The organism is Dickeya aquatica, from assembly GCF_900095885.1.
Taxonomy (GTDB): domain Bacteria; phylum Pseudomonadota; class Gammaproteobacteria; order Enterobacterales; family Enterobacteriaceae; genus Dickeya; species Dickeya aquatica.
This window is the reverse complement of sequence record NZ_LT615367.1, coordinates 1,057,576-1,082,169: the sequence shown is the minus strand read 5'-3', so window position 1 is coordinate 1,082,169 and position 24,594 is coordinate 1,057,576. Positions and strand designations below refer to the sequence as shown.

General features: G+C 51.7%; 18 protein-coding genes. 7 read left to right on the top strand and 11 right to left on the bottom strand.

Going from position 1 to position 24,594, the window contains the following annotated elements; all coding sequences use genetic code 11:
* Positions 1 to 8 precede the first annotated feature (8 nt).
* A complete protein-coding gene (locus DAQ1742_RS04960; RefSeq protein ID WP_035343564.1) occupies positions 9 to 1,091 on the top strand; it encodes a FecCD family ABC transporter permease in 1,083 nt (360 codons plus the stop codon).
* Positions 1,088 to 1,876 (top strand): ABC transporter ATP-binding protein, encoded by a 789-nt coding sequence (locus DAQ1742_RS04955; protein WP_035343566.1) that lies wholly within the window; start codon positions 1,088 to 1,090, stop codon positions 1,874 to 1,876. The genes DAQ1742_RS04960 and DAQ1742_RS04955 overlap by 4 nt, the downstream gene beginning before the upstream one ends.
* A 109-nt stretch (positions 1,877 to 1,985) precedes the next feature.
* Here DAQ1742_RS04955 and DAQ1742_RS04950 read toward each other — a convergent pair whose 3' ends face one another.
* The 6 genes from DAQ1742_RS04950 to DAQ1742_RS04925 all read right to left on the bottom strand — a co-directional run bounded on the left by DAQ1742_RS04950 (position 1,986) and on the right by DAQ1742_RS04925 (position 7,793).
* The gene (locus tag DAQ1742_RS04950; RefSeq protein WP_035343568.1) at positions 1,986 to 3,107 is read right to left on the bottom strand and encodes an ABC transporter substrate-binding protein; all 1,122 of its coding nucleotides are present in this window, start codon (positions 3,105 to 3,107) and stop codon (positions 1,986 to 1,988) included.
* A gap of 183 nt (positions 3,108 to 3,290) precedes the next feature.
* Positions 3,291 to 4,334 (bottom strand): nickel/cobalt transporter, encoded by a 1,044-nt coding sequence (locus DAQ1742_RS04945; protein ID WP_035343570.1) that lies wholly within the window; start codon positions 4,332 to 4,334, stop codon positions 3,291 to 3,293.
* Complete coding sequence (locus DAQ1742_RS04940) at positions 4,325 to 4,990, bottom strand: DUF1007 family protein (protein WP_035343572.1); 666 nt, start codon at positions 4,988 to 4,990, stop codon at positions 4,325 to 4,327. The genes DAQ1742_RS04945 and DAQ1742_RS04940 overlap by 10 nt, the downstream gene beginning before the upstream one ends.
* An 8-nt stretch (positions 4,991 to 4,998) precedes the next feature.
* Complete coding sequence (locus tag DAQ1742_RS04935) at positions 4,999 to 6,180, bottom strand: 3-phenylpropionate MFS transporter (RefSeq protein WP_035343574.1); 1,182 nt, start codon at positions 6,178 to 6,180, stop codon at positions 4,999 to 5,001.
* Positions 6,181 to 6,311: 131 nt separating this feature from the next.
* A complete protein-coding gene (gene glyA, locus DAQ1742_RS04930) occupies positions 6,312 to 7,565 on the bottom strand; it encodes a serine hydroxymethyltransferase (protein WP_035343576.1) in 1,254 nt (417 codons plus the stop codon).
* An 18-nt stretch (positions 7,566 to 7,583) separates the two neighbouring features.
* A complete protein-coding gene (locus DAQ1742_RS04925; RefSeq protein WP_145916207.1) occupies positions 7,584 to 7,793 on the bottom strand; it encodes a hypothetical protein in 210 nt (69 codons plus the stop codon).
* 97 nt (positions 7,794 to 7,890) lie between these two features.
* Between DAQ1742_RS04925 and hmpA the strand changes: the two genes are divergently transcribed.
* The 5 genes from hmpA to pemA all read left to right on the top strand — a co-directional run bounded on the left by hmpA (position 7,891) and on the right by pemA (position 15,592).
* Entirely contained in the window at positions 7,891 to 9,087 is a 1,197-nt protein-coding gene (hmpA, locus tag DAQ1742_RS04920; protein WP_305790914.1) for an NO-inducible flavohemoprotein, read from the top strand.
* Between the two features lie 615 nt (positions 9,088 to 9,702).
* On the top strand, positions 9,703 to 10,878 hold the full coding sequence (locus DAQ1742_RS04915; RefSeq protein WP_304412294.1) for a polysaccharide lyase: 1,176 nt from the start codon (positions 9,703 to 9,705) through the stop codon (positions 10,876 to 10,878).
* 641 nt (positions 10,879 to 11,519) lie between these two features.
* Complete coding sequence (locus DAQ1742_RS04910; RefSeq protein ID WP_035343582.1) at positions 11,520 to 12,683, top strand: polysaccharide lyase; 1,164 nt, start codon at positions 11,520 to 11,522, stop codon at positions 12,681 to 12,683.
* Positions 12,684 to 12,774: 91 nt separating this feature from the next.
* The gene (gene paeY / locus DAQ1742_RS04905; protein ID WP_035343584.1) at positions 12,775 to 14,430 is read left to right on the top strand and encodes a pectin acetylesterase PaeY; all 1,656 of its coding nucleotides are present in this window, start codon (positions 12,775 to 12,777) and stop codon (positions 14,428 to 14,430) included.
* A gap of 61 nt (positions 14,431 to 14,491) precedes the next feature.
* Complete coding sequence (gene pemA, locus DAQ1742_RS04900) at positions 14,492 to 15,592, top strand: pectinesterase PemA (RefSeq protein WP_145916208.1); 1,101 nt, start codon at positions 14,492 to 14,494, stop codon at positions 15,590 to 15,592.
* A 114-nt stretch (positions 15,593 to 15,706) separates the two neighbouring features.
* Here the strand turns inward: pemA and glnB are convergent, their stop codons facing one another.
* The 5 genes from glnB to purL all read right to left on the bottom strand — a co-directional run bounded on the left by glnB (position 15,707) and on the right by purL (position 24,347).
* Complete coding sequence (gene glnB / locus DAQ1742_RS04895) at positions 15,707 to 16,045, bottom strand: nitrogen regulatory protein P-II (protein WP_067487232.1); 339 nt, start codon at positions 16,043 to 16,045, stop codon at positions 15,707 to 15,709.
* Positions 16,046 to 16,130: 85 nt separating this feature from the next.
* Entirely contained in the window at positions 16,131 to 17,468 is a 1,338-nt protein-coding gene (gene glrR / locus DAQ1742_RS04890) for a two-component system response regulator GlrR (protein ID WP_035343592.1), read from the bottom strand.
* The gene (qseG, locus tag DAQ1742_RS04885) at positions 17,465 to 18,241 is read right to left on the bottom strand and encodes a two-component system QseEF-associated lipoprotein QseG (RefSeq protein ID WP_067487235.1); all 777 of its coding nucleotides are present in this window, start codon (positions 18,239 to 18,241) and stop codon (positions 17,465 to 17,467) included. Before qseG ends, glrR begins: the two co-directional genes overlap by 4 nt.
* Positions 18,238 to 19,677, bottom strand: coding sequence for a sensor histidine kinase (locus DAQ1742_RS04880; RefSeq protein ID WP_035343595.1), 1,440 nt, complete (start codon positions 19,675 to 19,677; stop codon positions 18,238 to 18,240). Before DAQ1742_RS04880 ends, qseG begins: the two co-directional genes overlap by 4 nt.
* Positions 19,678 to 20,462: 785 nt before the next feature.
* Positions 20,463 to 24,347 (bottom strand): phosphoribosylformylglycinamidine synthase, encoded by a 3,885-nt coding sequence (gene purL / locus DAQ1742_RS04875; RefSeq protein ID WP_180706314.1) that lies wholly within the window; start codon positions 24,345 to 24,347, stop codon positions 20,463 to 20,465.
* Positions 24,348 to 24,594: the final 247 nt, after the last annotated feature.

Here is a 24,594-nt window from a genome sequence, read left to right as displayed (position 1 = left end):
CATCATCCATGAGCGTAACCACTGAACCCTCTCTCAGCCGTGTCAGCACGGCTGAAAACAGCGCGATAAGCCACTATCGCCATGTTATTCGCCATCGCCTGATAATTATGGGCCTGTTGGCTGCCGCCATTGTGGCGTCTCTGCTGCTGGATTTCGTGCTTGGCCCATCCGGCCTGCCGTTGCATGTGCTGTGGCAAACCCTGACAGACCCGGCCAACGCCGATGCCGGTAGCCGGGTTATCGTCTGGGATATTCGATTGCCGTATGCGCTGATGGCGGTAGTGGTAGGCCTGGCGTTGGGGTTGGCAGGTGCGGAAATGCAAACCATCCTTAATAACCCGCTGGCCAGCCCATTTACGCTCGGGGTGTCATCGGCGGCGGCGTTTGGTGCTGCGCTGGCGATTGTACTGGGCATTGGCATTCCCGGTATTCCGGCACAGTGGTTTATTTCTGCTAACGCCTTTGTGTTTGCGCTGTTGGCAGCCTTGTTGCTGGATGGGATTACCCGCTGGACCAAGGTGGCGACCTCCGGTGTGGTGCTGTTTGGTATCGCGCTGGTGTTTACCTTTAACGCACTGGTTTCCATTCTGCAATTTATCGCCAACGAGGATACCTTGCAGGGACTGGTGTTCTGGACGATGGGGAGCCTGGCGCGTTCTTCCTGGGAAAAGCTCGGCATTCTGCTATTGGTGCTGGCGATTGTGATGCCGCTGTCAATGATGAGTGCCTGGAAGTTGACGGCGCTGCGCTTAGGCGAAGATCGCGCCATCAGTTTCGGTATTAATGTGCGCCGCCTGCGGCTGGCCACATTGCTGCGCATCAGTCTGTTATCGGCGCTGTCGGTAGCGTTTGTCGGCCCAATCGGTTTTATCGGGCTGGTGGCCCCACATATCGCGCGGCTGATTTTCGGCGAAGATCATCGCTTTTATCTGCCAGCCAGCGCATTAACTGGTGCATTAGTGTTGTCGCTGGCGTCGGTGGCCTCCAAAAACCTGCTGCCGGGCGTCATTATTCCTGTCGGAATCGTCACCTCACTGGTTGGTGTGCCCTTCTTTCTTAGCATTATTTTACGCAACCGGGGGAACGTATGAGTCGTCACGGTTTATCCATCGCCGGTTTTTCAGCAGGTTACCCCAAACGTCGTGTTATCAGCCAACTCTCGGTGCCCTTATTGCCCCGGGGCAAGATAACGGTACTGCTCGGGCCAAACGGCAGTGGCAAATCAACGCTGCTGCGGGCTCTGGCCGGTTTGGGTCAGGCCCAGGGCGATTTGCTGCTTGATGATGATAACCTGATGCAGTTGCCGTTCGCCAAACGGGCAGAAAAAGTGGTGTATCTGCCGCAATCCCTTCCGGCAGGAGTACATCTGCATGTGCTGGAATCCATTATCGTTGCCCAGCGTGCCAGCGGGGCGCACCACCATGATAGCGAGCAGGATGTCATGACGCTGCTGCGTCAGTTGGGTATCGAACATCTGGCAATGAGCTATCTTGATCAGTTATCCGGCGGTCAGAAACAACTGGTTGGTCTGGCGCAATCGCTGATTCGTCAACCCTCACTGCTGTTACTTGACGAACCACTCAGTGCGCTTGACCTTAATTATCAGTTTCATGTGATGGATTTGGTGCGTCAGGAAACCCGCAAGCGCAACATCGTCACCGTGGTGGTGGTGCATGATATCAACATCGCGCTGCGCCACGGCGACCATGTGCTGATGCTCAAAGACGGCAGGCTGATTGCCGACGGCGAGCCTGCTGAGGTCATCAGCGAGCAAAGCCTGGCTCAGGTCTACGGCGTGCGCGGGCGCATTGAACGCTGCTCGCGCGGCATACCACAGGTAATGATTGACGGGCTGGTTGCAGAACCCACCTTCTGAAGGCCTGCCAGCCACCATAAACATAAAAAAGCCCCGCTCAGCTTGCTGCGGGGCTTTTTATTATGGCATCGCTCCGTTATTGATACGCGGCGATGCCATAGCGCGATTGTCAGGATTTGGCGGGCAACGTCACCCAATATCCCGGCTGGTAAGGCAGCGGCAGGAATTTCTCATGGAAGGTACGGAAAGTCGCATCAGGGTCGATGTCTTTAAACAAGTCAGGGTGCAGCCATTTAGCCATCACCTGAATCGCCACAAACTGATAAGGGCTGTCATAGAACTGATGCCAGATGGCATGAGCATTACCGTTTGTTGCCACCGGTAACGTTTTAAATGCCGAACGGGTCATCAGTTTCTGCAAACGTTGCAGCGCTTGTGCCGCATCAGCGCCGGGGCCTACGCCAACCCAGCCGTTAGCGGTATTGTAGTTCTTCCAGTTCGCCCCGGTCACAATCACCACATCAGGACGCGCGCTAATAATCTGCTCCGGGTTCAGCGTGCCAAACGTGCCGGGAATAATCCCTTTGGCAATATTAGTGCCGCCAGCCGCCTCAACCATTTTGCCAAAGTTCTCATTGCCAAATGACATGCAGCACTCTTCGTCATAGCCACCGGCGCGGTCAATCATCACCTTGGGGCGAGTGCCCTGATAGTGTTTCAGGCGTTCTGTTACCAGCTCAATCTGTTGGCGACGGAACTGGATAATCTCATTGGCGCGTTCAGGTTTCCCCAGCAACTGCCCCATGATATGAATGCTCTTCTCAGCATTTTCAAACGGCTTTTCACGAAAATCGATAAAGACGACCGGAATACCCAGTCCGTTAAGCTTCTCGATAAGCTTGGCTTCATCGGTCGCGGCTTTGGCCTCCAGATTCATCAACACCAAATCCGGCTTCAGGTTTACAGCCTGTTCAACATTGAACGTACCGTCTTTGGCACCACCGAACGTGGGTAATTTTTTGATCTGCGGATATGTATTTTCATAGGCAACATAGCCGTCATAATCTGCTTTTGGCAAATCATCACGCCAGCCAACCACCCGCTGGAACGGCGCTTCGGTATCAAACGCAGCCAGCAAATAAATCTGCCGCCCTTCCCCCAAAATGATGCGCTTGACCTCAGATTTTATCTCGACTGTTCTGCCACTGACATCATTGATCACTATCGGTGCCGCTTTCACCGCTGAAACCAGACCGAGTACCATGCCGACGGCACAAAACCATTTCTTCATTCTTTATTCCCTGCGAATATTATGGATAATGAGAGTTATTATCATTCAATGCAAATAATAAAGTTGTGCACAGATTCGGGCAATCTTTTTTACATCCAGAAGTGAGATATCGACGGCACGCGGTAGCAGGATATCGCTGACAGGCAAATCAAAGCAGAAAACCCAGGTCAAAACGGGATGGGGCTAGCCCATAATTGGACGAATGCCTCCCATCATATCTGGCTGAGTCGTGAGGTAGAGCACGATACCCGCCAGCGTTAATGCCACGCCACCCAATAAAGACAGCACTGACCCAATAACCGGCTGCCAGCGAGATGGCGTGCCACGGCGGCTCAGGCGCTCAAACTGCCGGCGGAAAAACTGCACTGCAACGCCGAGCAAAGACACAGTCAGCGCAGTGCCCAATGCCATAGCCAGCGCGGAAACTACGCCCCAGACAAACACATTCAGCACTTTGGCAAACAGCAGCACCATAATTGCCCCAGAGCAGGGGCGTAACCCCATCGTCACGATCACCATCAGACGAGTACGCCAGCCCTCGCTGTCGTTAAGGGCTTCCGCCGTCGGCACATGCTGATGACCGCAACCACACAGAGCATCGTGGCGATGATAGCGGACTGGCGCGGCAAGACGTCGGGCTGGCAGAGCAGGCTCCAGCGGCGTGAGGCGGTGAACCTGCGGTTTTGCTCGCTCTGCGCCTAAAGCCAGCAAACGCCGACAGGCACGTAAACACAGCCACCCGCCCAGGGCCATCACCAGCACAAAACTGCTTTTTTCTATCCAGAAACTGCTGATATGCAGCATCCGGCTGGACAGTTGCAGCACCGTCAACATCAGCGTTACCAGCCCGATGGCCATCCCGCCTTGCAGTAACGCCGCAGCGAACGTTAGCTTAAGGCTGCTTTTCAGCCGTGCCGGGTGGGTGGCCAGATAGGTTGCAATCACCATTTTGCCATGCCCCGGCCCAACCGCATGTACGATGCCATAAACCAGACTAAACCCCACCAACGCCCACCCTGCCTGATGAGGCTGGGCATGTACCTGTTGCAACAGATTCGCCATTTGCTGGTGCAAGATGCGCTGCCATTCAACGCATTGCAGCAACAGTGTTGGCCAAAGCGCGCTCACAAGCCACACGCCCCCCGCCAGCAATACGCCAGACAACAGCACTGACCAGACAAGCAACACAGGCCGGGGCATACGGTGTGCCGGTGTGATTACTGACATTGCAGCGTGACCTGTTGGGCAAACTGCTTGCCCAGTTCCATGTCTTTGTCCGGCCCCGCATCCTTATCCAGCGCCTGAGCATAAGACTGAAGTGAAGCATCTGGTTTTGGCGTCACCAGCGTGGTTTTACAGCGGCCGGTTAATGCCGCAGACAGCCGAATAGCGTTGCCATCTTTATAAGACATATCAACAAAATAAGTAGGGTCGTAAGTGGAAATTTGCAGCGCAGGGCCAGCCAGTGGTTGCGGGTGCGCGAACGGTAACACAAACGCCAGCACCGCTTTGTTGCCTTCGCGCGACAGGTGATATTCCGTTGGCAGCGGCTGATATTTCACCGCTTTTCCGTCACGATAGACATCGGTAAAGTAATGCTGCCCCAGCACATTCGCCATCACCTCTGCTGCCAGTTTTTTCCAGATTTCAGCATCATTGCTGGCGTTGGCGGCGTCATACAATAAATCTGCCGAGGTTATCGGGTCCATCGTCCAATTCATGCGCAATCCGGTTACCTGAGTATCGCTGCCTTCAACAGTGGTTTTCATGTCGATGAAGCTGTGCGGATGTGCCAACGCCTGATGCCCCCACAGCACTCCCATGACCATTAGCAGGTAGCTTAACCAACGTAACGAAAAGCCAGAATTGTTATAATGTAACATTTTCTGTCTCACCTGTTTAGCCTGTCGTCGGCAGCACAGGGTTTACTCCTGTGAGCGCTAACGACAGGTCGCAGCACCCATACCGGCAGCGACAACGCCGCCATTACCCAGAACGTTCCGCCCTGAAGGTAATCAAACAGAAAACCCGATACCACCGTCATAACCGCGATCGCCCCACCGCTGGCTAACGCCGAGTAGGCGGCCTGCAACCGTAAAACATCCGCATCATGCCGGGCAGAAATGAACCGCATCACAGCCAAATGGCACACCGTGAAGGTACCGCAATGCAAAATCTGTATCACGATAAGCCAGGGAAGCGACACGGTATATCCCATCAGGCTCCAGCGCACCAAACCGCACACCGCAGAGAGCAGCAACAGGCCGGATGCGCTCCAGCGCCGGAATAACCGCTGACTTAAGGCGAAGACCACAATTTCGGCTACGACACCAAGCGACCATAGATAGCCAATAACCGCCGCTGAGTACCCTGCCTGCTGCCAGTAAATCACGCTAAAACCGTAATACGCAGCATGGGCTCCTTGTAATAGCGCTACACACAGCAACAAACGCCAGACGGCCGGCTCTCGCAACAGCACAAGCCAGGGCGTGGCAATGTGTTGCACTGGCGCGCGCTTATGCCCTCCCGGCATCACATGGGGTTGCAATAGCATGCCAAACAGCATGGATAAAACCCCAAGGGTCAGTACCAGTAAAATTACCGGATGCCCCCATACGGAAACCATCTGCCCGGTGACAGCCGACCCAATAACAAAGGCAATTGACCCCCATAGCCTCACCCGGCCATAATCGAGTGTGATTTGCTTTTGCCAGGTCGCGGCCAGTGCATCGCTTAATGGCATCAAGGGCGCAAAGAACAGGTTAAAACCGGTCATCACCAGTACCAGCCAAAGCCAGGTGCTACCGAACCAAAAACCGATAACCGTCAATAGCGATAACAGCGCCAGCACACGTAATGCGGTAATCAAACGCGCCGGATCATTCACCAACGGCGTAATAAACAGACTCCCAATAAAACGTGCGGCCAGCCCTATTCCCAGCAAGCCGCCGATAGCTTCAGCGGATAAACCTTCGCCCTTAAGCCAGCCGCCCCAAAACGGCAGAAAAACGCCGTAACTGAAAAAATAGGTGAAATAACCAAGCGCCAGCCAGTATGTTGATTGCAGAACCATATTGCCCCCTTACGGTTGGCTACTCTGTCAGAGAGCCAGGACTGACGCAACTAACGCAACGAAAAGTACCAAAAGAAAACGCCAGCCCGAAGGCTGGCGCTAGCGCATTTGCTGACATCAGCAGGTAACTATCAGGCATAAACCGGGAAGCGGGCGCAAATTTCCAGCACTTTCTGCTTGGTACGCTCAATCACGGCTTCATCATTGATGTTATCCAGCACATCACAGATCCAACCGGCCAGTTCACGCACTTCCGCTTCTTTAAAGCCGCGACGGGTGGCCGCCGGCGTGCCGATACGGATACCGGAAGTGACGAACGGACTTTTCGGATCGTTCGGCACGCTGTTTTTGTTAACCGTGATGTTGGCACGGCCCAGCGCAGCATCCGCTTCTTTACCGGTCAGGTTTTTACTCACTAAATCGAGCAGAAACAGGTGGTTATCTGTACCGCCAGACACCACATTGAAACCACGGGACAGGAACACTTCCACCATCGCCTTGGCATTTTTCGCCACTTGTTGCTGGTAGGCTTTGAATTCTGGCTCCATCGCTTCTTTCAGTGCAACAGCTTTACCGGCGATGACGTGCATCAGCGGGCCGCCCTGTCCGCCTGGGAACACCGCAGAATTCAGTTTTTTGTACAGCTCTTCATCGCCGCCTTTAGCCAGGATCAGGCCGCCACGCGGACCAGCCAGCGTTTTATGCGTGGTGGTGGTGACGATATGTGCGTGCGGAATCGGGGTCGGGTAAACGTCTGCGGCCACCAGACCGGCGATATGCGCCATGTCAACAAACAGATAAGCACCGATGCTGTCAGCAATTTCACGCATCTTCGCCCAGTCAACAATACCGGAATAGGCAGAGAAGCCACCGACGATCATTTTCGGTTTGTGGGTACGGGCCAGTTCAGCCATCTCGTCGTAGTTAATCTTACCGGTTTCATCAATGCCATAAGGCACAACGTTATACAGTTTGCCCGACAAGTTAACCGGAGAGCCGTGAGTCAGGTGGCCGCCGTGAGCCAGGTTCATCCCCAGAATGGTATCACCCGGCTGTAACAACGCGGTATACACAGCAAAGTTAGCCTGAGAGCCGGAATGCGGCTGTACGTTGGCATAGTCAGCACCAAACAGCGCTTTGGCACGGTCAATCGCCAGTTGTTCAACCACATCAACGTACTCGCAACCACCGTAGTAACGTTTTCCCGGGTACCCTTCGGCATATTTGTTGGTTAGCTGAGACCCCTGAGCCTGCATGACGCGCGGGCTGGTATAGTTTTCTGACGCAATCAGTTCAATGTGCTCTTCCTGACGCACCACTTCTTGCTGCATTGCTTGCCATAGCTCGGCATCGTAATCGGCAATGTTCATTTCACGCTTTAACATCCGCATCTCCTGACTCAGCTAACTTGCTTCTTTATTAAAATCACCCCAAAGGGCCGTGGGTACATAGTGTAAACCGTTTTGGAGTGGCGATGATAGGGCTTGACAGAGGTTTTTACGCAAACGATTAGCTACAGGTGCTACAAGGCTTTGCACCGACAAAAACATCAACACTCCGGCTGACATTTTCTCATCTGCAACCTGCGATTTTTTCATTTTTCCATCAAGCATATCAGCACAGTTTCAGGCCAAGTGCATCTGGAAAAGGTTTACAGATGGCCTGCCTTCCAATAACATGCATTATAAATGCAACTTATAAACCAACCGAATGAGGTTAGACATGCTGGACAAACAAACCATCGCTACCATCCAATCAACCATCCCCCTGCTGGCGGAAACCGGCCCTGCGTTAACCGCACATTTCTATCAACGCATGTTCCAGCATAATCCTGAGCTGAAAGAGATCTTCAACATGAGCAATCAGCGTAATGGCGATCAGCGCGAAGCGCTGTTCAATGCCATTTGTGCTTATGCCACGCACATTGAGGACTTACCCGCGTTGCTGCCTGCGGTAGAGCGCATCGCTCAAAAACACGCCAGTTTTAATATTCAGCCCGAACAATATCAGATAGTAGGCACTCACTTGCTGGCAACGCTGGATGAAATGTTCAACCCCGGGCAAGCGGTACTGGATGCCTGGGGTAAGGCTTATCAAGTGTTGGCGGATGTTTTCATTCAGCGCGAAAGTGATATTTATCAGCAAAGTGCCGCTCAGGAAGGCGGCTGGCGTGGAACGCGCCCCTTTCGCATTGTGTCAAAACAAGTGCAAAGCAGCGTGATAACAAGCTTTATTTTGGAACCGGTAGATGGAGGCCCGGTTGCCGTATTCCGCCCTGGACAATATCTGGCGCTTTACCTGCGTTCGGCGAGCTTTGCCAATCAGGAGATTCGTCAGTACTCACTAACTCATGCACCACATGCTCGCCACTACCGCATTGCCGTCAAGCGCGAAACACAGGGAACCGTTTCCGGCTATTTACACGACGTCAGCCGTGAAGGTGATGTAATTGAACTGGCCGCTCCGCATGGTGATTTCTTTCTCGACCTTCATCCAGCCACACCGGTCGCGCTGATTTCCGCCGGCGTCGGCCAGACGCCCATGCTCAGTATGCTAGATAGCCTGAAACAGCAGCAGCATCAGGCAGATATTTTCTGGTTACACGCCTGTGAAAATGCGCAGGCCCATGCGTTTGCTGATGAAGTCGCCGATATCGCGACTGATTTACCCCAGTTACAACGTTATGTCTGGTATCGCGATACGCCTGCTGACCCCACCGTTTCAGCACTTACGGGTCTGATGGTATTAAAAGACATACCGGTTACGCTGCCGGTTAATGACCTGCATTGCTACGTATGCGGGCCTGTGGCATTTATGCAGTTCGCCATTCGGCAGTTACTTGAACTGGGGATCCCCCGTTCACAGATTCACTATGAATCTTTTGGCCCGCATAAAATGATTGAATAATTTGACTAAATGTATTTTCTTGTCTGATATTTCCAGGTTATCGACGCCCCGGCGATCGCGATAACCTGGTTTATCTATTTTCCACTGAAAAAAAATACAGCACCTGTCTCAACATATACCCTACCCCGATGACAATGAGGCACACTGCTAAATATCAGCATGTATATATGCAGACTCCATCACATTATCGGGAATTTTACTCACTTTCATCCCCTTCCTTCATTCTAAAATGATAGACAAGCGATAAGAAAATAACATAATGTTACATTTAAAACGATGTTTCATTAATTCGATTTATTGAAATTAAAATAAATAGATTGTATTCATTGACGGCCGTTAAACGGTGGTTTTTTTTGCTGAAAATATAAAGACCAACACAAAATTTACCATTTCATGGTGAAACTAACGGCAACATGAAAATATCCCTTAGTCCTGCTGTCATCTGCAACAATGACAGCAAAAGGAGGATATTATCCGCCTTTAATGCTGGCATTAGGACATAAGCAGAGAGCATCAGGAAAGCCAGTAAACCTGTTATTAGGAATATAATGGGAAAATAGGGAAATTATTTTCAATAATCAACACAGGACTCAAGGACTTATCGTAATGAAAATGATGATGAACAAATTCTCTGGATGTTCTTTGGCTGGCAAAACGCTGCTGGCAGTGCTAATTACCGGTGCGATGGTTTCTGGGGCTTCAGCTGCTGCGCTGCTTAATGCCACAGCTCGGGACGCGGCACCGACTATCGGCTGGGCTTCACAGAACGGCTCCACAACGGGCGGGGCTGCAGCGACCAGTGACAATATCTCAATTGTGACCAATATCAGTGAATTCACTAACGCCCTGAGCGCCGGTACTACCGCCAAAATTATTCAGATAAAAGGGACTATCGACATCAGCGGTGGTACGCCTTATTCCAATTTTGCTGACCAGAAAGCCCGCAGCCAAATTCTGATTCCGGCCAATACCACCATTTTTGGTCTTGGTACAGATGCCAAGTTTATCAATGGCTCATTAATCGTTGATGGCACAGATGGAACCAATAACGTTATTATCCGTAACGTATATATCCAAACGCCGATTGATGTTGAACCGCATTATGAATCCGGTGATGGCTGGAACGCAGAATGGGATGCCATGAATATCACCAATGGTGCACACCACATTTGGGTCGATCATGTCACAATCAGCGACGGCACCTTTACCGATGACATGTACACCACCAAAGATGGCGAAACCTATGTCCAGCATGATGGCGCACTGGATATCAAACGCGGCTCTGATTACGTCACGATTTCCAACAGCCTGATTGATCAACATGACAAAACCATGCTGATTGGCCACAGCGACACGAACTCCGCGCAGGACAAAGGCAAACTGCACGTCACGCTGTTTAACAACGTGTTCAACCGCGTCACCGAGCGCGCGCCACGCGTGCGCTACGGCAGTATCCACAGCTTTAACAACGTGTTTAAAGGCGATGCGAAAGATCCGGTCTATCGTTACCTGTACAGCTTTGGCATCGGCACCAGCGGCAGCGTGCTGTCTGAAGGCAACAGCTTCACTATCGCTAATCTCAGCGCCAGCAAAGCGTGTAAAGTGGTGAAAAAATTCAACGGCTCTATCTTCTCTGACAACGGCTCAACATTTAATGGCAGCGCCGTTGATTTATCAGGCTGTGGATTTAGCGCTTATACCAGCAAAATCCCTTACACCTATACGGTTCAGCCGATGACAGACAGTCTGGCTCAGTCGATTACTGACAAAGCGGGCGCAGGAAAACTGTAATCACCGCTTTTTTCATCTCGTTTATGCTATTACGGCTGCACTCATGCAGCCGTTTTTTGTTTGGCTGACAGCACATGAACGATATCACTGATGCTGCATTATCGAAGATTTACTGTATTTCCTGCCAAAGCCGCCTGCATTGCTAATTTTTTATCAATATATCGATATTATTGTTATAAAGTCATTGCTCCGGCCAGATGTACTCGCGGAAAATATCACCCAAACGGTATCTCATATCGTCATAATAGATAAGCCTGATAGTATGTTTACTCAGTGCTCTTCACACATAGAAATCAGCCGGTTACACCGATAAGAAATACAGATTAATAAATTTTTATTTAATAAATATCGAATCATTTGTTAATGGTTTTACTTAGAACAACCCAAAACACTAATTCAATCGATTGAAATTAATATAAAAATTAATTCAACAACTGTAATCAAAAGTTACCGGTCTCGATCACACTTTAAATAAAATTAACACCCACCATTTAAATAACGAGATTTAGCTCACAAAACGATCACCGCAAAATGCTTAAAAATCCACCTTGCCAGAAGATAAAATGGCATTTCATTTTTAAAAGAAACACTTTTCAATCACCGCTAATTGGACAAGCGCTTTTAGCGCAAGGACACTGTTTATGAAAAACACGCGTGTACATTCTATCGGAACCAAAAGTTTACTGGCCGCTGTTGTAACAGCTGCACTGATGACCTCCACCGCTTATGCAGCAGGGGAAACCGATGCTGCAACCACTGGCTGGGCCACACAAAACGGCGGCACCACCGGGGGTGCAAAAGCAACAGCAGCCAAAGCCATTGAAGTAAAAAATATCGCCGACTTTAAAAAAGCGCTGAACGGGACTGATGCGTCACCCAAAATCATCAAAGTCACAGGGCCGATTGATATCAGCGGCGGTAAGGCTTACACCGATACGACAGATCAGAAAACCCGTAGTCAGATCAGCATTCCTTCCAATACCACCATTATCGGTGTTGGCAGCAATGGTAAATTCACCAACGGTTCTCTGGTTATCAAAGGTGTGAGCAACGTTATTCTGCGCAACCTGTATATTGAAACACCGGTAGATATCGCACCGAAATATGAAACCGGTGACGGCTGGAACGCCGAGTGGGATGCCGCGGTTATCGACAGCTCCACTAACGTTTGGGTTGACCATGTAACCATCAGTGACGGTAGCTTCACTGATGACAAATACACCACAAAAAATGGCGAAAAATACGTTCAGCATGACGGCGCGCTGGATATCAAAAAAGGCTCTGACTATGTCACCGTCTCTAACAGCCGCTTTGAACTGCATGACAAAACCATCCTGATCGGCCATAGCGACGGCAACGGTGCACAGGACTCCGGCAAACTGCACGTGACCTTCCACAACAACGTGTTTGACCGCGTGACTGAACGTACCCCGCGTGTACGCTTCGGTAGCATCCATGCTTACAACAACGTCTATCTGGGTGATGTGAAGCACAGTGTATACCCGTACCTGTACAGCTTCGGTCTTGGCACCAGCGGCAGCATTCTGTCTGAATCTAACTCATTTACCCTTGCTAATCTGAAGAGCATTGACGGTCAGAACCCTGAGTGCAGCATCGTGAAATCCTTCAACAGTAAGGTATTCTCCGATAAAGGCTCTCTGGTGAATGGTTCCACAACCACCAAACTGGATACCTGTGGCCTGACCGCTTACAAACCGACTCTGCCATACAAATATAGCGCTCAAACGATGACGACCAGCCTGGCTAACAGCATCGTCAGCAGCGCAGGTTACGGCAAACTGTAATTCTGCCTGCACCAAACCGCGGCCACTTGCAAAAGTGGCCGTTTTTTCGTCCATTTAACCGCTCGGTGTAGACTGAATTGAGATAGAGGCCATGACCAAACGCACAACCATCACTAAAAATGTGTTCTTACTCATATCACTGTGCTTTCTGCCAACGCTCGCTCAGGCAGAAAGCACCACACCAGCGACAACCACCGTCTCCTCTCAGGCAACATTTGATGTTGTTACTCTGGCGCAAAATACCCAGATCCGTGGCAGAGTGGCCTATCGTGATATCCGCTTCCCGGCAACCGTGGTTATCAAAGACCAGCATGGCACACAGCGGGAAATCAAAACCGATATCCAGGGACGGTTTTATGCCGATGTTTCCTCTATGGTTGCCCCTTTACGCCTGTCAGCCACGGAAGCTGGCGAGAGAAACTGTATTGCAAGTAATCAGTTACGGAGCATTTGCCTGAGTGCACTCGCTACCACACTGCGCAGTGGGTCAGAGAACCGCATTAATATCAACCCATTGACCGATCGTATTGCCTCTGATGTTGCGTCATCAGCGGGATATCTTGGCCCCCAGCAATTGATTGACGCCGACACGCTGCCGCCGCTGTCAATCTCTGCCTGGGACACGGCATATCACGAGTTTCACCTCGGTTTTGACGACGCCTTAAAGCAGGCGGGTCTCTCCGGCCAGTTCGACCCGCTCACCTATGCAGAAACGCTCACCCCTGCATTCAGCCGCGTACTGCAACTGATAACACACGCCCGTAATTACGATAACAACACCGGGCAGGCTGGCCACGCGGTACTGACCGACATCGCATTTCGGCCAATTGTCGGCCTGAATGCCACCGGAAGTTATGAAGCGCTCGATTTCGACAGCGCCACTCAACAGCGTAAAGCGCTGGAGCAGGCACGTACACGTATCTTTATCGTGAGCGATTCAACCGCCGCCACTTACGAACGAGCGCGCTTCCCCCGAATGGGATGGGGACAGCTTTTTGACCAGCAGTTCCGCCCAGAGAGTCATGTGGTTATCGTCAATGGAGCCCGTTCCGGGCGAAGCTCTCGTGATTTTTACTACGAAGGCTGGTTCCGCCAAATGGAGCCTTTTATGCGTCCAGGGGATTATCTGTTTATCGGGATGGGGCATAACGACCAAAATTGCGATAGCCAAAAAGCGGTGAGAGGGGCTGCGGATGTTGCCAACTTATGCACCTATCCGAATGATGCTAGTGGTCACCCACAGTATCCGGCCGGGAAGCCTGATATGTCGTTCCAGATTTCACTGGAGCGTTACATTCGCTATGCCCGGTCACACCGGCTGATACCGGTGTTACTCACACCAACGGCACGGGTGAAAACCGCAGAAGGGAAAAATGGCACGCCAGCGGTTCACAGCCATCTGACCAAACAGAATAAAAGTGGTGGCTATGCGTTTGTTGGCGACTACACCCAGACTATTCGTGACACGGCCAGTAAAAATAACATCCCGCTTCTGGATGTAGAAACCGCCACGCTGGCATTGGCAAATCAAGGCGATGGCCAACAATGGCAACAATACTGGCTGGCCGTTGACCCGGCTCGTTACCCTTATTATCTCGATCAAACCGGCAGTATCGATAAACCCGATACCACCCACTTTCAACAAAAAGGGGCTCAGGCCGTTGCCGCCATCGTTGCCGGGCAAATTCGCTCAACACCCGTGCTACGCAATCTGGCTGATAAATTACAACGGGTTGAGAAAAAATAAAGACGTTACTCGTGCATGACGCACCTGGACACAGCCACTCTACCACTAAAGGAATATGTGTATGACTAAAACGCTCTCTGGCGCTCTGGCGCTGTCATTAATTATCGCCGCCAGCGTTCATCACGCTCAGGCGGCTACCACGTATAATGCGGTAGTTTCTAAATCCAGCAGCGACAGCAAGGCCTTCAAAACCATTGCTGATGCCATTGCCAGCGCCCCCGCAGGCAGTACGCCATTCGTTATTCTGGTAAAAAACGGCGTCTATAATGAACGGCTGACGATTACCCGCAGTAACCTGCATCTGAAAGGGGAAAGCCGTAGCGGCACCATCATCGCCGCCACCACGGCAGCCGGAACACTGAAATCTGACGGCACCAAATGGGGCACCGCGGGCAGCAGCACCGTGACCATTACCGCAAAAGACTTTAGCGCCGAGTCATTGACGATTCGTAACGACTTTGATTTCCCGGCTAATCAGGCTAAAAGCGACACCGATACCACAAAAATTAAAGATACTCAGGCGGTGGCACTCTATGTCACCAAAGGCAGCGACCGTGTTTACTTTAAAGATATCAGCCTGACGGGCTATCAGGATACGCTGTATGTCTCAGGCGGGCGCAGCTTCTTCTCTGATTGCAGAATTAGCGGCACGGTTGATTTCATCTTTGGTGACGGCACCGCCTTTATCAACAACTGTGATCTGGTCGCTCGCTATCGTGCCGATGTAAAAAGCGGTAATGTCTCAGGCTATCTGACCGCCCCCAGCACCAATATCAATCAAAAATACGGTCTGGTTATTGCTAACAGCCGTGTTGTGAAAGAAAGTGACTCCGTCGCGGCAAAAACCTATGGCCTGGGACGCCCTTGGCATCCAACCACTACCTTCTCGGATGGCCGTTATGCCGATCCTAACGCTATCGGGCAGACCGTATTTCTGAATACCAGTATGGATAACCATATTTACGGGTGGGACAAAATGTCCGGTAAAGATAAAAACGGCAATACCATTTACTTCTTACCCGAAGACTCACGCTTTTTTGAGTACAAGTCGTATGGCGCAGGTGCCGCAGTCAGTAAAGATCGTCGTCAGTTAACCGACGCTCAGGCAGCAGAATACACCCAGAGCAAAGTTCTGGGGGACTGGTCACCGACACTGCCGTAATCATTACCGCATTCAGTGAGGGTGATTAACGTCATTACGCTAAATACCGATCGCTTGTGCGATCGGTATTGTTTCAATCATGCACTCGCCATCTGCACACGAGTCGCTCGCCAGTTAGATAGCTTCCTCGTCTTCTTCACCGGTACGAATGCGGATCACGCGGGCAACATCAAATACAAAAATCTTGCCATCGCCAATTTTCCCGGTTTGTGCAGTACGCATAATGGTTTCCACACAGGTATCGACAATATCGTCAGACACCACGATTTCTATCTTCACTTTCGGCAGGAAATCCACCATGTACTCAGCACCACGGTACAGTTCAGTATGGCCTTTCTGACGGCCAAACCCCTTAACTTCGGTGACTGTCATACCGGTAATCCCGACTTCTGCCAGTGCTTCACGCACATCGTCCAGCTTGAAGGGTTTAATAATCGCATCAATTTTTTTCATGGTGAAATCCTAATTATCACGCTGTCATGGGCTGGGGCCGCACGGCGAAGTCATGGCCCATCATGTAATTTACAATATGTTAACACTATTCTTTAAAATCGTTGGCATCCAGCTCATGACGTGCCAGCAACTTATAAAATTCGGTACGGTTACGCCCCGCCATACGGGCTGCCTGCGTCACATTACCTTTAGCAATCTGCAACAGTTTACGCAGATAGTTTAATTCAAATTGATTCCGGGCTTCGACAAAGGTGGGTAATGCGGTATTTTCGCCTTCCAGAGCCTGTTCAACCAGCGTATCACCAATGACTGGAGCCGTTGTCAGCGCCACACACTGCTCGATGACATTCACCAACTGTCGCACATTTCCAGGCCAGTTAGCCGCTATCAACCGCTTCATGGCATCCGTTGAGAAACTGCGCACAAACGGTTTATGTCGTGCTGCGGCTTCTCGCAGCAAATGATTGGCTAACAAAGGAATATCTTCAGCACGGTCGTGCAAAGCCGGTAATTTCAGGCTCACCACATTCAGCCGATAATAAAGATCTTCGCGAAATTCCCCTTTTTCCATCGCCTTGGGCAAATCACGGTGTGTGGCGGAGATAATCCGCACATTAATATCGATATCCCGGTTACTCCCAAGCGGCCTGACCTTACGCTCTTGCAAGACACGCAATAGCTTCACCTGTAAAGCAAGGGGCATATCGCCAATCTCATCGAGAAACAGCGTGCCGCCCTCTGCCGCCTGAAATAACCCTTCCCGCTGACTCACCGCGCCGGTAAATGCTCCTTTCGCATGGCCAAACAGCTCTGACTCCAGTAACGGCTCAGGAAGCGCACCGCAGTTAATCGCAATAAAAGGCTGTCGCGCTCTGGGGCTCGCGGCGTGAATCGCCTGAGCCAGTACCTCCTTTCCTGTGCCGCTCTGACCACCGATCAACACACTGACATCAGACTGAGCCACCATCTTAGCCTGCTCAAGCAAACGTAGCATGATGGGACTGCGTGTCACCACGGCGGCCCGCCACCGCTCATCGCCGGCGGGGGGTGACAATGTTAATGCATCATCGATAGCCTGATACAAGGCATCCCTGTCAACCGGTTTGGTCAGAAAACTGAACACCCCTTTTTGCGTGGCGGCAACTGCCTCGGGAATGGAACCGTGTGCCGTCAGGATGATTACCGGTATCCCCGGCTGATTACGCTGGACTTCAGCAAACAAGGCTAAACCGTCCATTTCATCCATTCGCAAATCGCTGATAACCACATCTATTTTTTCGCGCGCCAATAAACGTAACGCGTCCTGACCATTGGTTGCCGTCGTCACGCTAAACCCTTCACTCGTCAGTCTCATTCCCAGTAATTTCAATAAACTAGGGTCATCATCGACTAACAGCAGGCTGGCAGATTTTCGGGTGGTCATTCGCTTTTCATTCCTTTTTTCACCGCAGTGGCTGACGAGTCACTCTCACTATTTTTCGCAGGCCGCCGCCCCTCTTCCGGCAAGTCTCCCGGTATCATTTTGCGAGACGAGAGCTGGCGTTCAATATCCGTCAGGTTCTCCAGTTTACGGGTGGTAGTTTCTAACTGAGATTGCAACTGGGTTTGCTGTTCACGCATCGCATCAAGCTGCCGGTCACTGTTTTCCTGAGCCCGCTGGAAGCGCTGGCGTTCATCATCGAGTGTCAACATCAGATTTTGTTTGTCCAGCCACACCTGAAACAACGGCAGCAACGTTGGCGGCACATTCAAACGGTGGCGATTAAGTTGGTCAATAATTTGATGGCGTTCTTGTACCGTGGTGCCCGCATTATCCAGCAAAATAGCCTGACGAAACAAACCACTCCAGTCGTTCTCCCCCACCAGTAAGGTTTGCTCACGCGCCTGAACAGGCGTCATGCGCGAAGCGCATTCCATCGCACGCAGCCAGTACAACCCATTGTTCATCGCGTCAATATTATGAAGCGGCCACAGTCGCTCACACGGCATGGTGCGATAATCAGCCACCTGTTCTTTTGGCGGATTGATAACCTCAATCCCCCGACGCTCGGCAGGTGGCGTCGGCTGAGGAGCACACCCGATAAGCCCCAACAAGGCCACCACTGGCCATAGGCTCAACACAGAAAGGCTGCCAGCGCCAGTCAACAACCTGACCAGGCCACGACACAATACAAAGGCAGGAAACCGTGCAATCATGGTGAAGTCTCAATATTCAAGGGTAATTCAATACGAAAGCAGACATCCGCATATTCAACCGTTGCCAGGTTTAATTCTCCTTGCATACGACGAATGCAATCTTGTGCGATACTCAACCCCAATCCACTGCCCTTCACTGCACCTTTGCGTTGGTGAGCACCTTGATAAAAAGGCTCAAAAATCAAATTTTTGTCTGATTCAGGGATCGGTGTACCGCTGTTAGCGACCTCAATGTACACGCGTTCTGCGGCCTGGTAGCTGCGAATCCAAATGTTACCGGATTCCCGGCCGTAGTGCACCGCATTGGAATAGAGATTATCCATAACACGCATCAGCAATGTCGTTTCAGCACGGCATGTCTTCGCGTCTAATTGCAACTGTGTGTGCATCATTTTTGCACGCGCAGGCAAACTGTGGGCTGCCACAACCATCGCCACAATCTCGCTAATATCAACCTGCTCAAGCCCCGTCGGGGCATCGGCTAGCTTACGGTTATAATCAAGTAATTGCTCAATAAGCTGTTGCAGATGGCGACTGCTGCTGTCCAAAATAGCCACCACCTCTTTTTGGTCGGCGGTTAACGTGCCAACCACCTCATCCGCCAGCAAAGCAGCGCCTTCACGCAGGCTTGCCAGCGGTGTTTTCAGCTCATGCGACAAATGGCGCAAAAACTCATGGCGCTGCGCTTCCAGCCACGACAATCGCTCACTCAACCAGAGAATTCGCTGCGCTAATGAACGGATCTCGGTCGGCCCTTTAAACTGGCTGAGATGGCCCGGCACTTTCCCTTCGCCCAGTCGATTAATCATGCGCTCGACGCCTTTTACCGGGCCGATGATCATACGAGTGAACAACATGACCAACAAAACGCTGACCAAAAATAGAACCAGTGCCTGCCAGCCAAAAAAACGCCCCCGTTCGGCGATATTTTGTTGCAATTGCTGCCCACGGGAAAAGATGACTTCCCTTGTGGCCTGTACCATTTGTGCATTGGTGCGAGAGAACGCGTCCAGCGCCGCGACAGAAACAGCGTCCGGGCCAGTATTTTGACAATGAATGTCGGACAACTGCGCCAGATATTGGCGCAGGTTCTGGTAATACTCAGGTGCAGGCAAAATTGCCGCATGGGCATCAAGCATCTGGGCATATTGCTTACGTTGATTTTGATACAGTTGCGCCAGCGTTTGGTCACCCAAGACACAAAATTGCCGATAACTGCGCTCCATACTGACCGCGATCCCCGTCATGGCTTCACTGCGTCTGGCATCCGCCAGTGTTGTCGCATTGATACCGGCAGCCTGTTCACTAAGATGATCCAAACTTTCATAAGCTTGATAGGCCAGTACCAGTAAAGGCAGCAGCACCAGCAGAAAAGCCATAACCACCAACTGGCGCAAAGAGCGGGGGAAAATTCGCCATCGTTTTAACGAAATCATGTCGTTACCTGTCAGAGTATTCCATCCTGCATACGATAGCGTGCCATTGTACGCATGATAGTTATCGTCTCAACAGCACACTGGCGCGAATACCGGGCAGTATTGCGAGAGCGCCCCGATTTATTGGTGCAATGCCCTGTTTTTTGCACCACCATACGACATCACTGGCAGGCAGGAATAACACGATGTGGTGGGTTTACGCGCAGGCTAAAAGAACAAAACCCGGCCACACAAGATATGTCTGGCCGGGTTTCTGAATAGGCGGTGCCTCACTCAACGTGTCGCCCGATGTGTGATAAAGCCTTGAGAGCAGTTATCAAAAAGCTGGACGATAGGCACCTTATCTTTCGGCATCATTCCAGATGTTATGGGCTTCGTGTGCATGACACAACGCAAACATAACCAGTTGAATGAGCAGCGGCGTATATTATGCACAATCTATGCCAACATTAAAGTTATTTTTCAAGTGACTGATATTAAATAAAAATAAACCGATGCTGTTTTTCGTACTGCCACAGAAGTGCGCAAAAAACGCATAACCGGGAAAACACTGTGCTTTTATGTCGCCAAAAACAGACACCCCAAGGAGACAAAAAGTATCTTATTAAAAATCAAGCAATTAAACGTCTCCTTTTGGAGACATAAAAACACAACATTGTCGCCTATCAGAGACACCCCTGACAGGGGGCAGGAAAATGGCAATGGAGCCATGAAAAAGGGGCCGAAGCCCCTGAAAGAGTGGTAAGTTGACCGCGCGGTTTGTTATACCGCGCCTCACAAACCATTTAGCCTAACTGACGTCGTGCGTTACGGAACATACGCATCCACGGGCTATCCTCACCCCACTCCTGCGGATGCCAGGAGTTGCTGACCGTACGGAATACGCGCTCAGGATGCGGCATCATGACGGTTACCCGGCCATCGGTGCTGGTCACGGCGGTAATACCGTTTGGTGAGCCGTTCGGGTTAGCGGGGTAATCTTGTGCGACCTGACCGTAGTTGTTGACATAACGTAATGCCACCAGATGGTGCTGCTCCAATGCCGCCAGGTGGCTGTCATCGCGCACTTCCACACGCCCTTCACCGTGTGATACCGCAATCGGCATACGTGAGCCGGCCATATCCTGCATGAATACAGAGGCACTTTTCACCACTTCCACCAGACTAAAGCGCGCTTCAAAACGATCGGATTTGTTACGCACAAAACGCGGCCAATACTCGGCTCCCGGGATTAACTCACGCAGGTTCGACATCATCTGGCAACCGTTACAAACCCCGAGCGCCAGCGTCTGCGGACGCAGGAAGAAGGCAGAAAACTCATCACGAACCCGCTCGTTGAACAAAATGGACTTCGCCCAGCCCTCTCCGGCCCCCAACACGTCACCGTAAGAGAAACCACCGCAGGCAACCAGTGCCTGGAAGTCTTGTAGATCGCGACGACCCGCCAGCAGGTCGCTCATATGAATATCGATGGCATCAAAACCGGCACGGTGGAATGCCGCCGCCATTTCCACATGTGAGTTCACCCCTTGCTCGCGTAATACCGCGATTTTCGGGCGAGCCTGACGGCTGATGAACGGTGCGGCAATGTCTTCACGCACGTCAAACGTCAATGCGACATTCAGCCCCGGATCGTTATCATCCGATTTGGCATGGTGTTCCTGATCGGCACACTGTGGGTTATCACGCAGACGTTGCATCTGCCAGGTGGTTTCTGCCCACCAATTACGCAGTGTGGTGCGGCTTTCGTGGTACACAACGTCCTTGCCGCTATGGATGGCAAAGTGGTTGCCCGCCTCAGCCTGACCGAGGTAATGCACGCACTCCGCCAGACCGTGCTCAGCCAGAATCTGTTCCACTTCATTGCGACGGGTGGCTTCAATTTGAATCACCGCCCCCAGCTCTTCGTTGAACAGCACCGCCAGCGCGTCTTCCCCCATCGAGCTGATGTCTACGTTCAGGCCACAATGCCCGGCAAATGCCATCTCCGCCAGCGTCACCACCAAACCACCATCAGAGCGGTCGTGGTAGGCTAACAAGGCTTGTCTGGCAACCAGTGCCTGCATGGCGTTAAAGAAGCCTGCCAGTTGAGCCGGATTGCGAACATCAGCAGTCTTGCGCCCTAACTGACGATAGACCTGAGCCAATGCGGTTGCTCCCAGCGCGTGGTGACCGGCCCCCAAATCAATCATCAACAGCACGTTGTCTTTATCGGTGTGCAGTTGCGGCGTCACGGTGTGGCGCACATCTTCAACGCGGGCAAACGCCGAAATCACCAAAGATAAAGGCGCAGTGACCGCTTTTTCCTCACCATTTTCCTGCCAGCGGGTTTTCATCGACATGGAGTCTTTACCCACCGGGATAGTCAGCCCCAGTGCCGGACACAACTCTTCGCCTATCGCCCGCACCGCCTCATACAACCCCGCATCTTCCCCCGGATGGCCGGCAGCGGCCATCCAGTTGGCAGAAAGTTTCACCCGTTTCAGATCGCCAATATGCGTCGCGGCGATATTGGTGAGTGCCTCACCGACAGCCAACCGGGCGGACGCCGCAAAGTTACGCAGCGCAACCGGGGCACGTTCGCCAATCGACATCGCTTCGCCGTAATAACTGTCCAGGCTGGCGGTGGTCACCGCGCAGTCTGCAACCGGTACCTGCCAGGGGCCGACCATTTGATCGCGGGCCACCATACCGGTAACAGAACGGTCGCCAATGGTAATCAGGAAGGTTTTTTCCGCAACAACCGGTAAGTGCAGGACGCGCTCAACTGCTTCGGCCAAATAGATCCCATCACGATTAAGCGGTGTGCCCACCACGTCTTTGCGCTCAACATCACGCAGCATTTTAGGCGTCTTGCCCAGCAGGACATCAAGCGGCAGGTCGATAGGTTTGTTATTAAAGTGACGGTCATTCAGCGTCAGGTGCTGTTCTTCCGTGGCTTCGCCAATCACCGCATAAGGTGCACGCTCGCGGCGGCAAATCGCATCAAATAACGAAAGTTGTTCCGGTGCAACAGCCAGGACATAGCGCTCCTGCGACTCATTACACCACACTTCCAGCGGGCTCATACCCGGCTCATCGTTGAGGATGTCGCGCAGTTCGAAACGTTCCCCCCGGCCACCATCGCTCACCAGCTCAGGCATTGCGTTAGACAAACCACCTGCGCCCACATCATGGATAAACAGGATAGGGTTCTGCTCACCCAACTGCCAGCAACGATCGATAACTTCCTGACAACGGCGCTCCATTTCCGGGTTATCACGCTGCACGGAAGCAAAATCCAAATCCGCATCAGACTGGCCGGATGCCATCGATGATGCGGCACCACCACCGAGGCCGATATTCATCGCCGGGCCGCCCAGCACAATAAGCTTGGCACCAATGCTGATGTCGCCTTTCTTCACATGCCCATCACAAATATTGCCGATACCACCGGCCAGCATAATGGGTTTGTGATAGCCCCGCACTTCGACACCGTTATGGCTATCCACGATTTCCTCATAGGTACGGAAATAGCCAGTCAGTGCCGGGCGACCAAATTCGTTATTAAATGCTGCGCCGCCAAGCGGCCCGTCTGTCATGATATCCAGCGCACTGACGATACGGTCCGGCTTACCGAAATCCTGCTCCCAGGGCTGAATAAAGTCGGGAATACGCAGGTTGGAGACCGAAAAACCGACCAGCCCCGCTTTGGGTTTGGCACCACGACCGGTCGCGCCCTCGTCACGAATTTCACCGCCAGAGCCGGTTGCAGCGCCAGGCCAGGGTGAAATCGCCGTCGGGTGGTTATGGGTTTCCACTTTCATCAGGATATGAGCATCTTCCTGATGGTATTCATATACGCCCTGAGGATTAGGGAAAAAACGGCCAACAGCCGAGCCTTCCATCACCGCCGCGTTATCTTTATAGGCAGACAGCACATGATCCGGCGTGTGCTCGAAGGTGTTTTTAATCATTTTAAACAGCGACTTAGGCTGTTCTTCGCCATTGATAACCCAGTCGGCGTTAAAAATCTTGTGACGGCAGTGTTCAGAGTTTGCCTGAGCAAACATATAGAGCTCGATGTCCGTCGGGTTACGCCCTAATGCCGTAAACGCCTCCAGCAGATAGTCAATTTCATCCTCTGCCAGCGCCAGCCCCAGGCGCAGGTTAGCCGCTTCCAGCGCGGCGCGCCCTTCAAGCAGAATCTCAATACGTTTAAACGGCGCAGGTTGATGCTGGGAAAATAGCAGGTTAGCCTGCTGCATATCATCAAACACGCACTCCATCATGCGATCATGCAACAGTGCCGCCAGCGCCTGCCACTGAGCATGGCTCAGGGTTGGCGCATGGATATAAAACGCCAGCCCTCGCTCCAGTCGGCGAATTTTTTGCAAACCACAATTATGTGCAATATCCGTGGCTTTAGAAGACCAGGGAGAAATAGTACCAGGACGTGGAGTAACCAGAATCAGGCGACCACCGGGCTCATGCTCTGCCAGCGAAGGACCGTATTTTAGCAAGCGACTCAGTCGTGACTGTTCTTCATGGTTTAGCGGAGCGTTCACATCGGCGAAATGGACGTATTCGGCGTAAATATCGCTGACAGGCAGATGGTATTCCTTACACCGGGTCAACAGTTTATTGATACGAAAAGCCGATAGGGCGGGTGAACCACGCAAGATTTCCATCATCTAAATTTCTCTCGTCTTCGAGGCACCGGAGACAGTGCGTCAGGGCGCTACAGGGGGGAAACGCGCATTATTATAGAGAATAGTAAGGCGTGACGAAACCGTTTGCGTAGCGATAGTTAAACTTTGCGGAAAACGTGCGGTTAATCAGTAGGCAAACTAATAACTGTTGCACACTGGCGGTTTGTTAAGCAAAATGCCCCGACTCTGGGAAAGAAAGCACAAAAAACTGCCGAAACAGACAGAC

Coding starts and splice junctions, on each gene's coding strand:
- DAQ1742_RS04960 (WP_035343564.1), top strand. CDS start 9: ATGAGCGTAACCACTGAACCCTCTCTCAGCCGTGTCAGCACGGCTGAA.
- DAQ1742_RS04955 (WP_035343566.1), top strand. CDS start 1,088: ATGAGTCGTCACGGTTTATCCATCGCCGGTTTTTCAGCAGGTTACCCC.
- DAQ1742_RS04950 (WP_035343568.1), bottom strand. CDS start 3,107: ATGAAGAAATGGTTTTGTGCCGTCGGCATGGTACTCGGTCTGGTTTCA.
- DAQ1742_RS04945 (WP_035343570.1), bottom strand. CDS start 4,334: ATGTCAGTAATCACACCGGCACACCGTATGCCCCGGCCTGTGTTGCTT.
- DAQ1742_RS04940 (WP_035343572.1), bottom strand. CDS start 4,990: ATGTTACATTATAACAATTCTGGCTTTTCGTTACGTTGGTTAAGCTAC.
- DAQ1742_RS04935 (WP_035343574.1), bottom strand. CDS start 6,180: ATGGTTCTGCAATCAACATACTGGCTGGCGCTTGGTTATTTCACCTAT.
- glyA (WP_035343576.1), bottom strand. CDS start 7,565: ATGTTAAAGCGTGAAATGAACATTGCCGATTACGATGCCGAGCTATGG.
- DAQ1742_RS04925 (WP_145916207.1), bottom strand. CDS start 7,793: ATGCTTGATGGAAAAATGAAAAAATCGCAGGTTGCAGATGAGAAAATG.
- hmpA (WP_305790914.1), top strand. CDS start 7,891: ATGAGGTTAGACATGCTGGACAAACAAACCATCGCTACCATCCAATCA.
- DAQ1742_RS04915 (WP_304412294.1), top strand. CDS start 9,703: ATGATGAACAAATTCTCTGGATGTTCTTTGGCTGGCAAAACGCTGCTG.
- DAQ1742_RS04910 (WP_035343582.1), top strand. CDS start 11,520: ATGAAAAACACGCGTGTACATTCTATCGGAACCAAAAGTTTACTGGCC.
- paeY (WP_035343584.1), top strand. CDS start 12,775: ATGACCAAACGCACAACCATCACTAAAAATGTGTTCTTACTCATATCA.
- pemA (WP_145916208.1), top strand. CDS start 14,492: ATGACTAAAACGCTCTCTGGCGCTCTGGCGCTGTCATTAATTATCGCC.
- glnB (WP_067487232.1), bottom strand. CDS start 16,045: ATGAAAAAAATTGATGCGATTATTAAACCCTTCAAGCTGGACGATGTG.
- glrR (WP_035343592.1), bottom strand. CDS start 17,468: ATGACCACCCGAAAATCTGCCAGCCTGCTGTTAGTCGATGATGACCCT.
- qseG (WP_067487235.1), bottom strand. CDS start 18,241: ATGATTGCACGGTTTCCTGCCTTTGTATTGTGTCGTGGCCTGGTCAGG.
- DAQ1742_RS04880 (WP_035343595.1), bottom strand. CDS start 19,677: ATGATTTCGTTAAAACGATGGCGAATTTTCCCCCGCTCTTTGCGCCAG.
- purL (WP_180706314.1), bottom strand. CDS start 24,347: ATGGAAATCTTGCGTGGTTCACCCGCCCTATCGGCTTTTCGTATCAAT.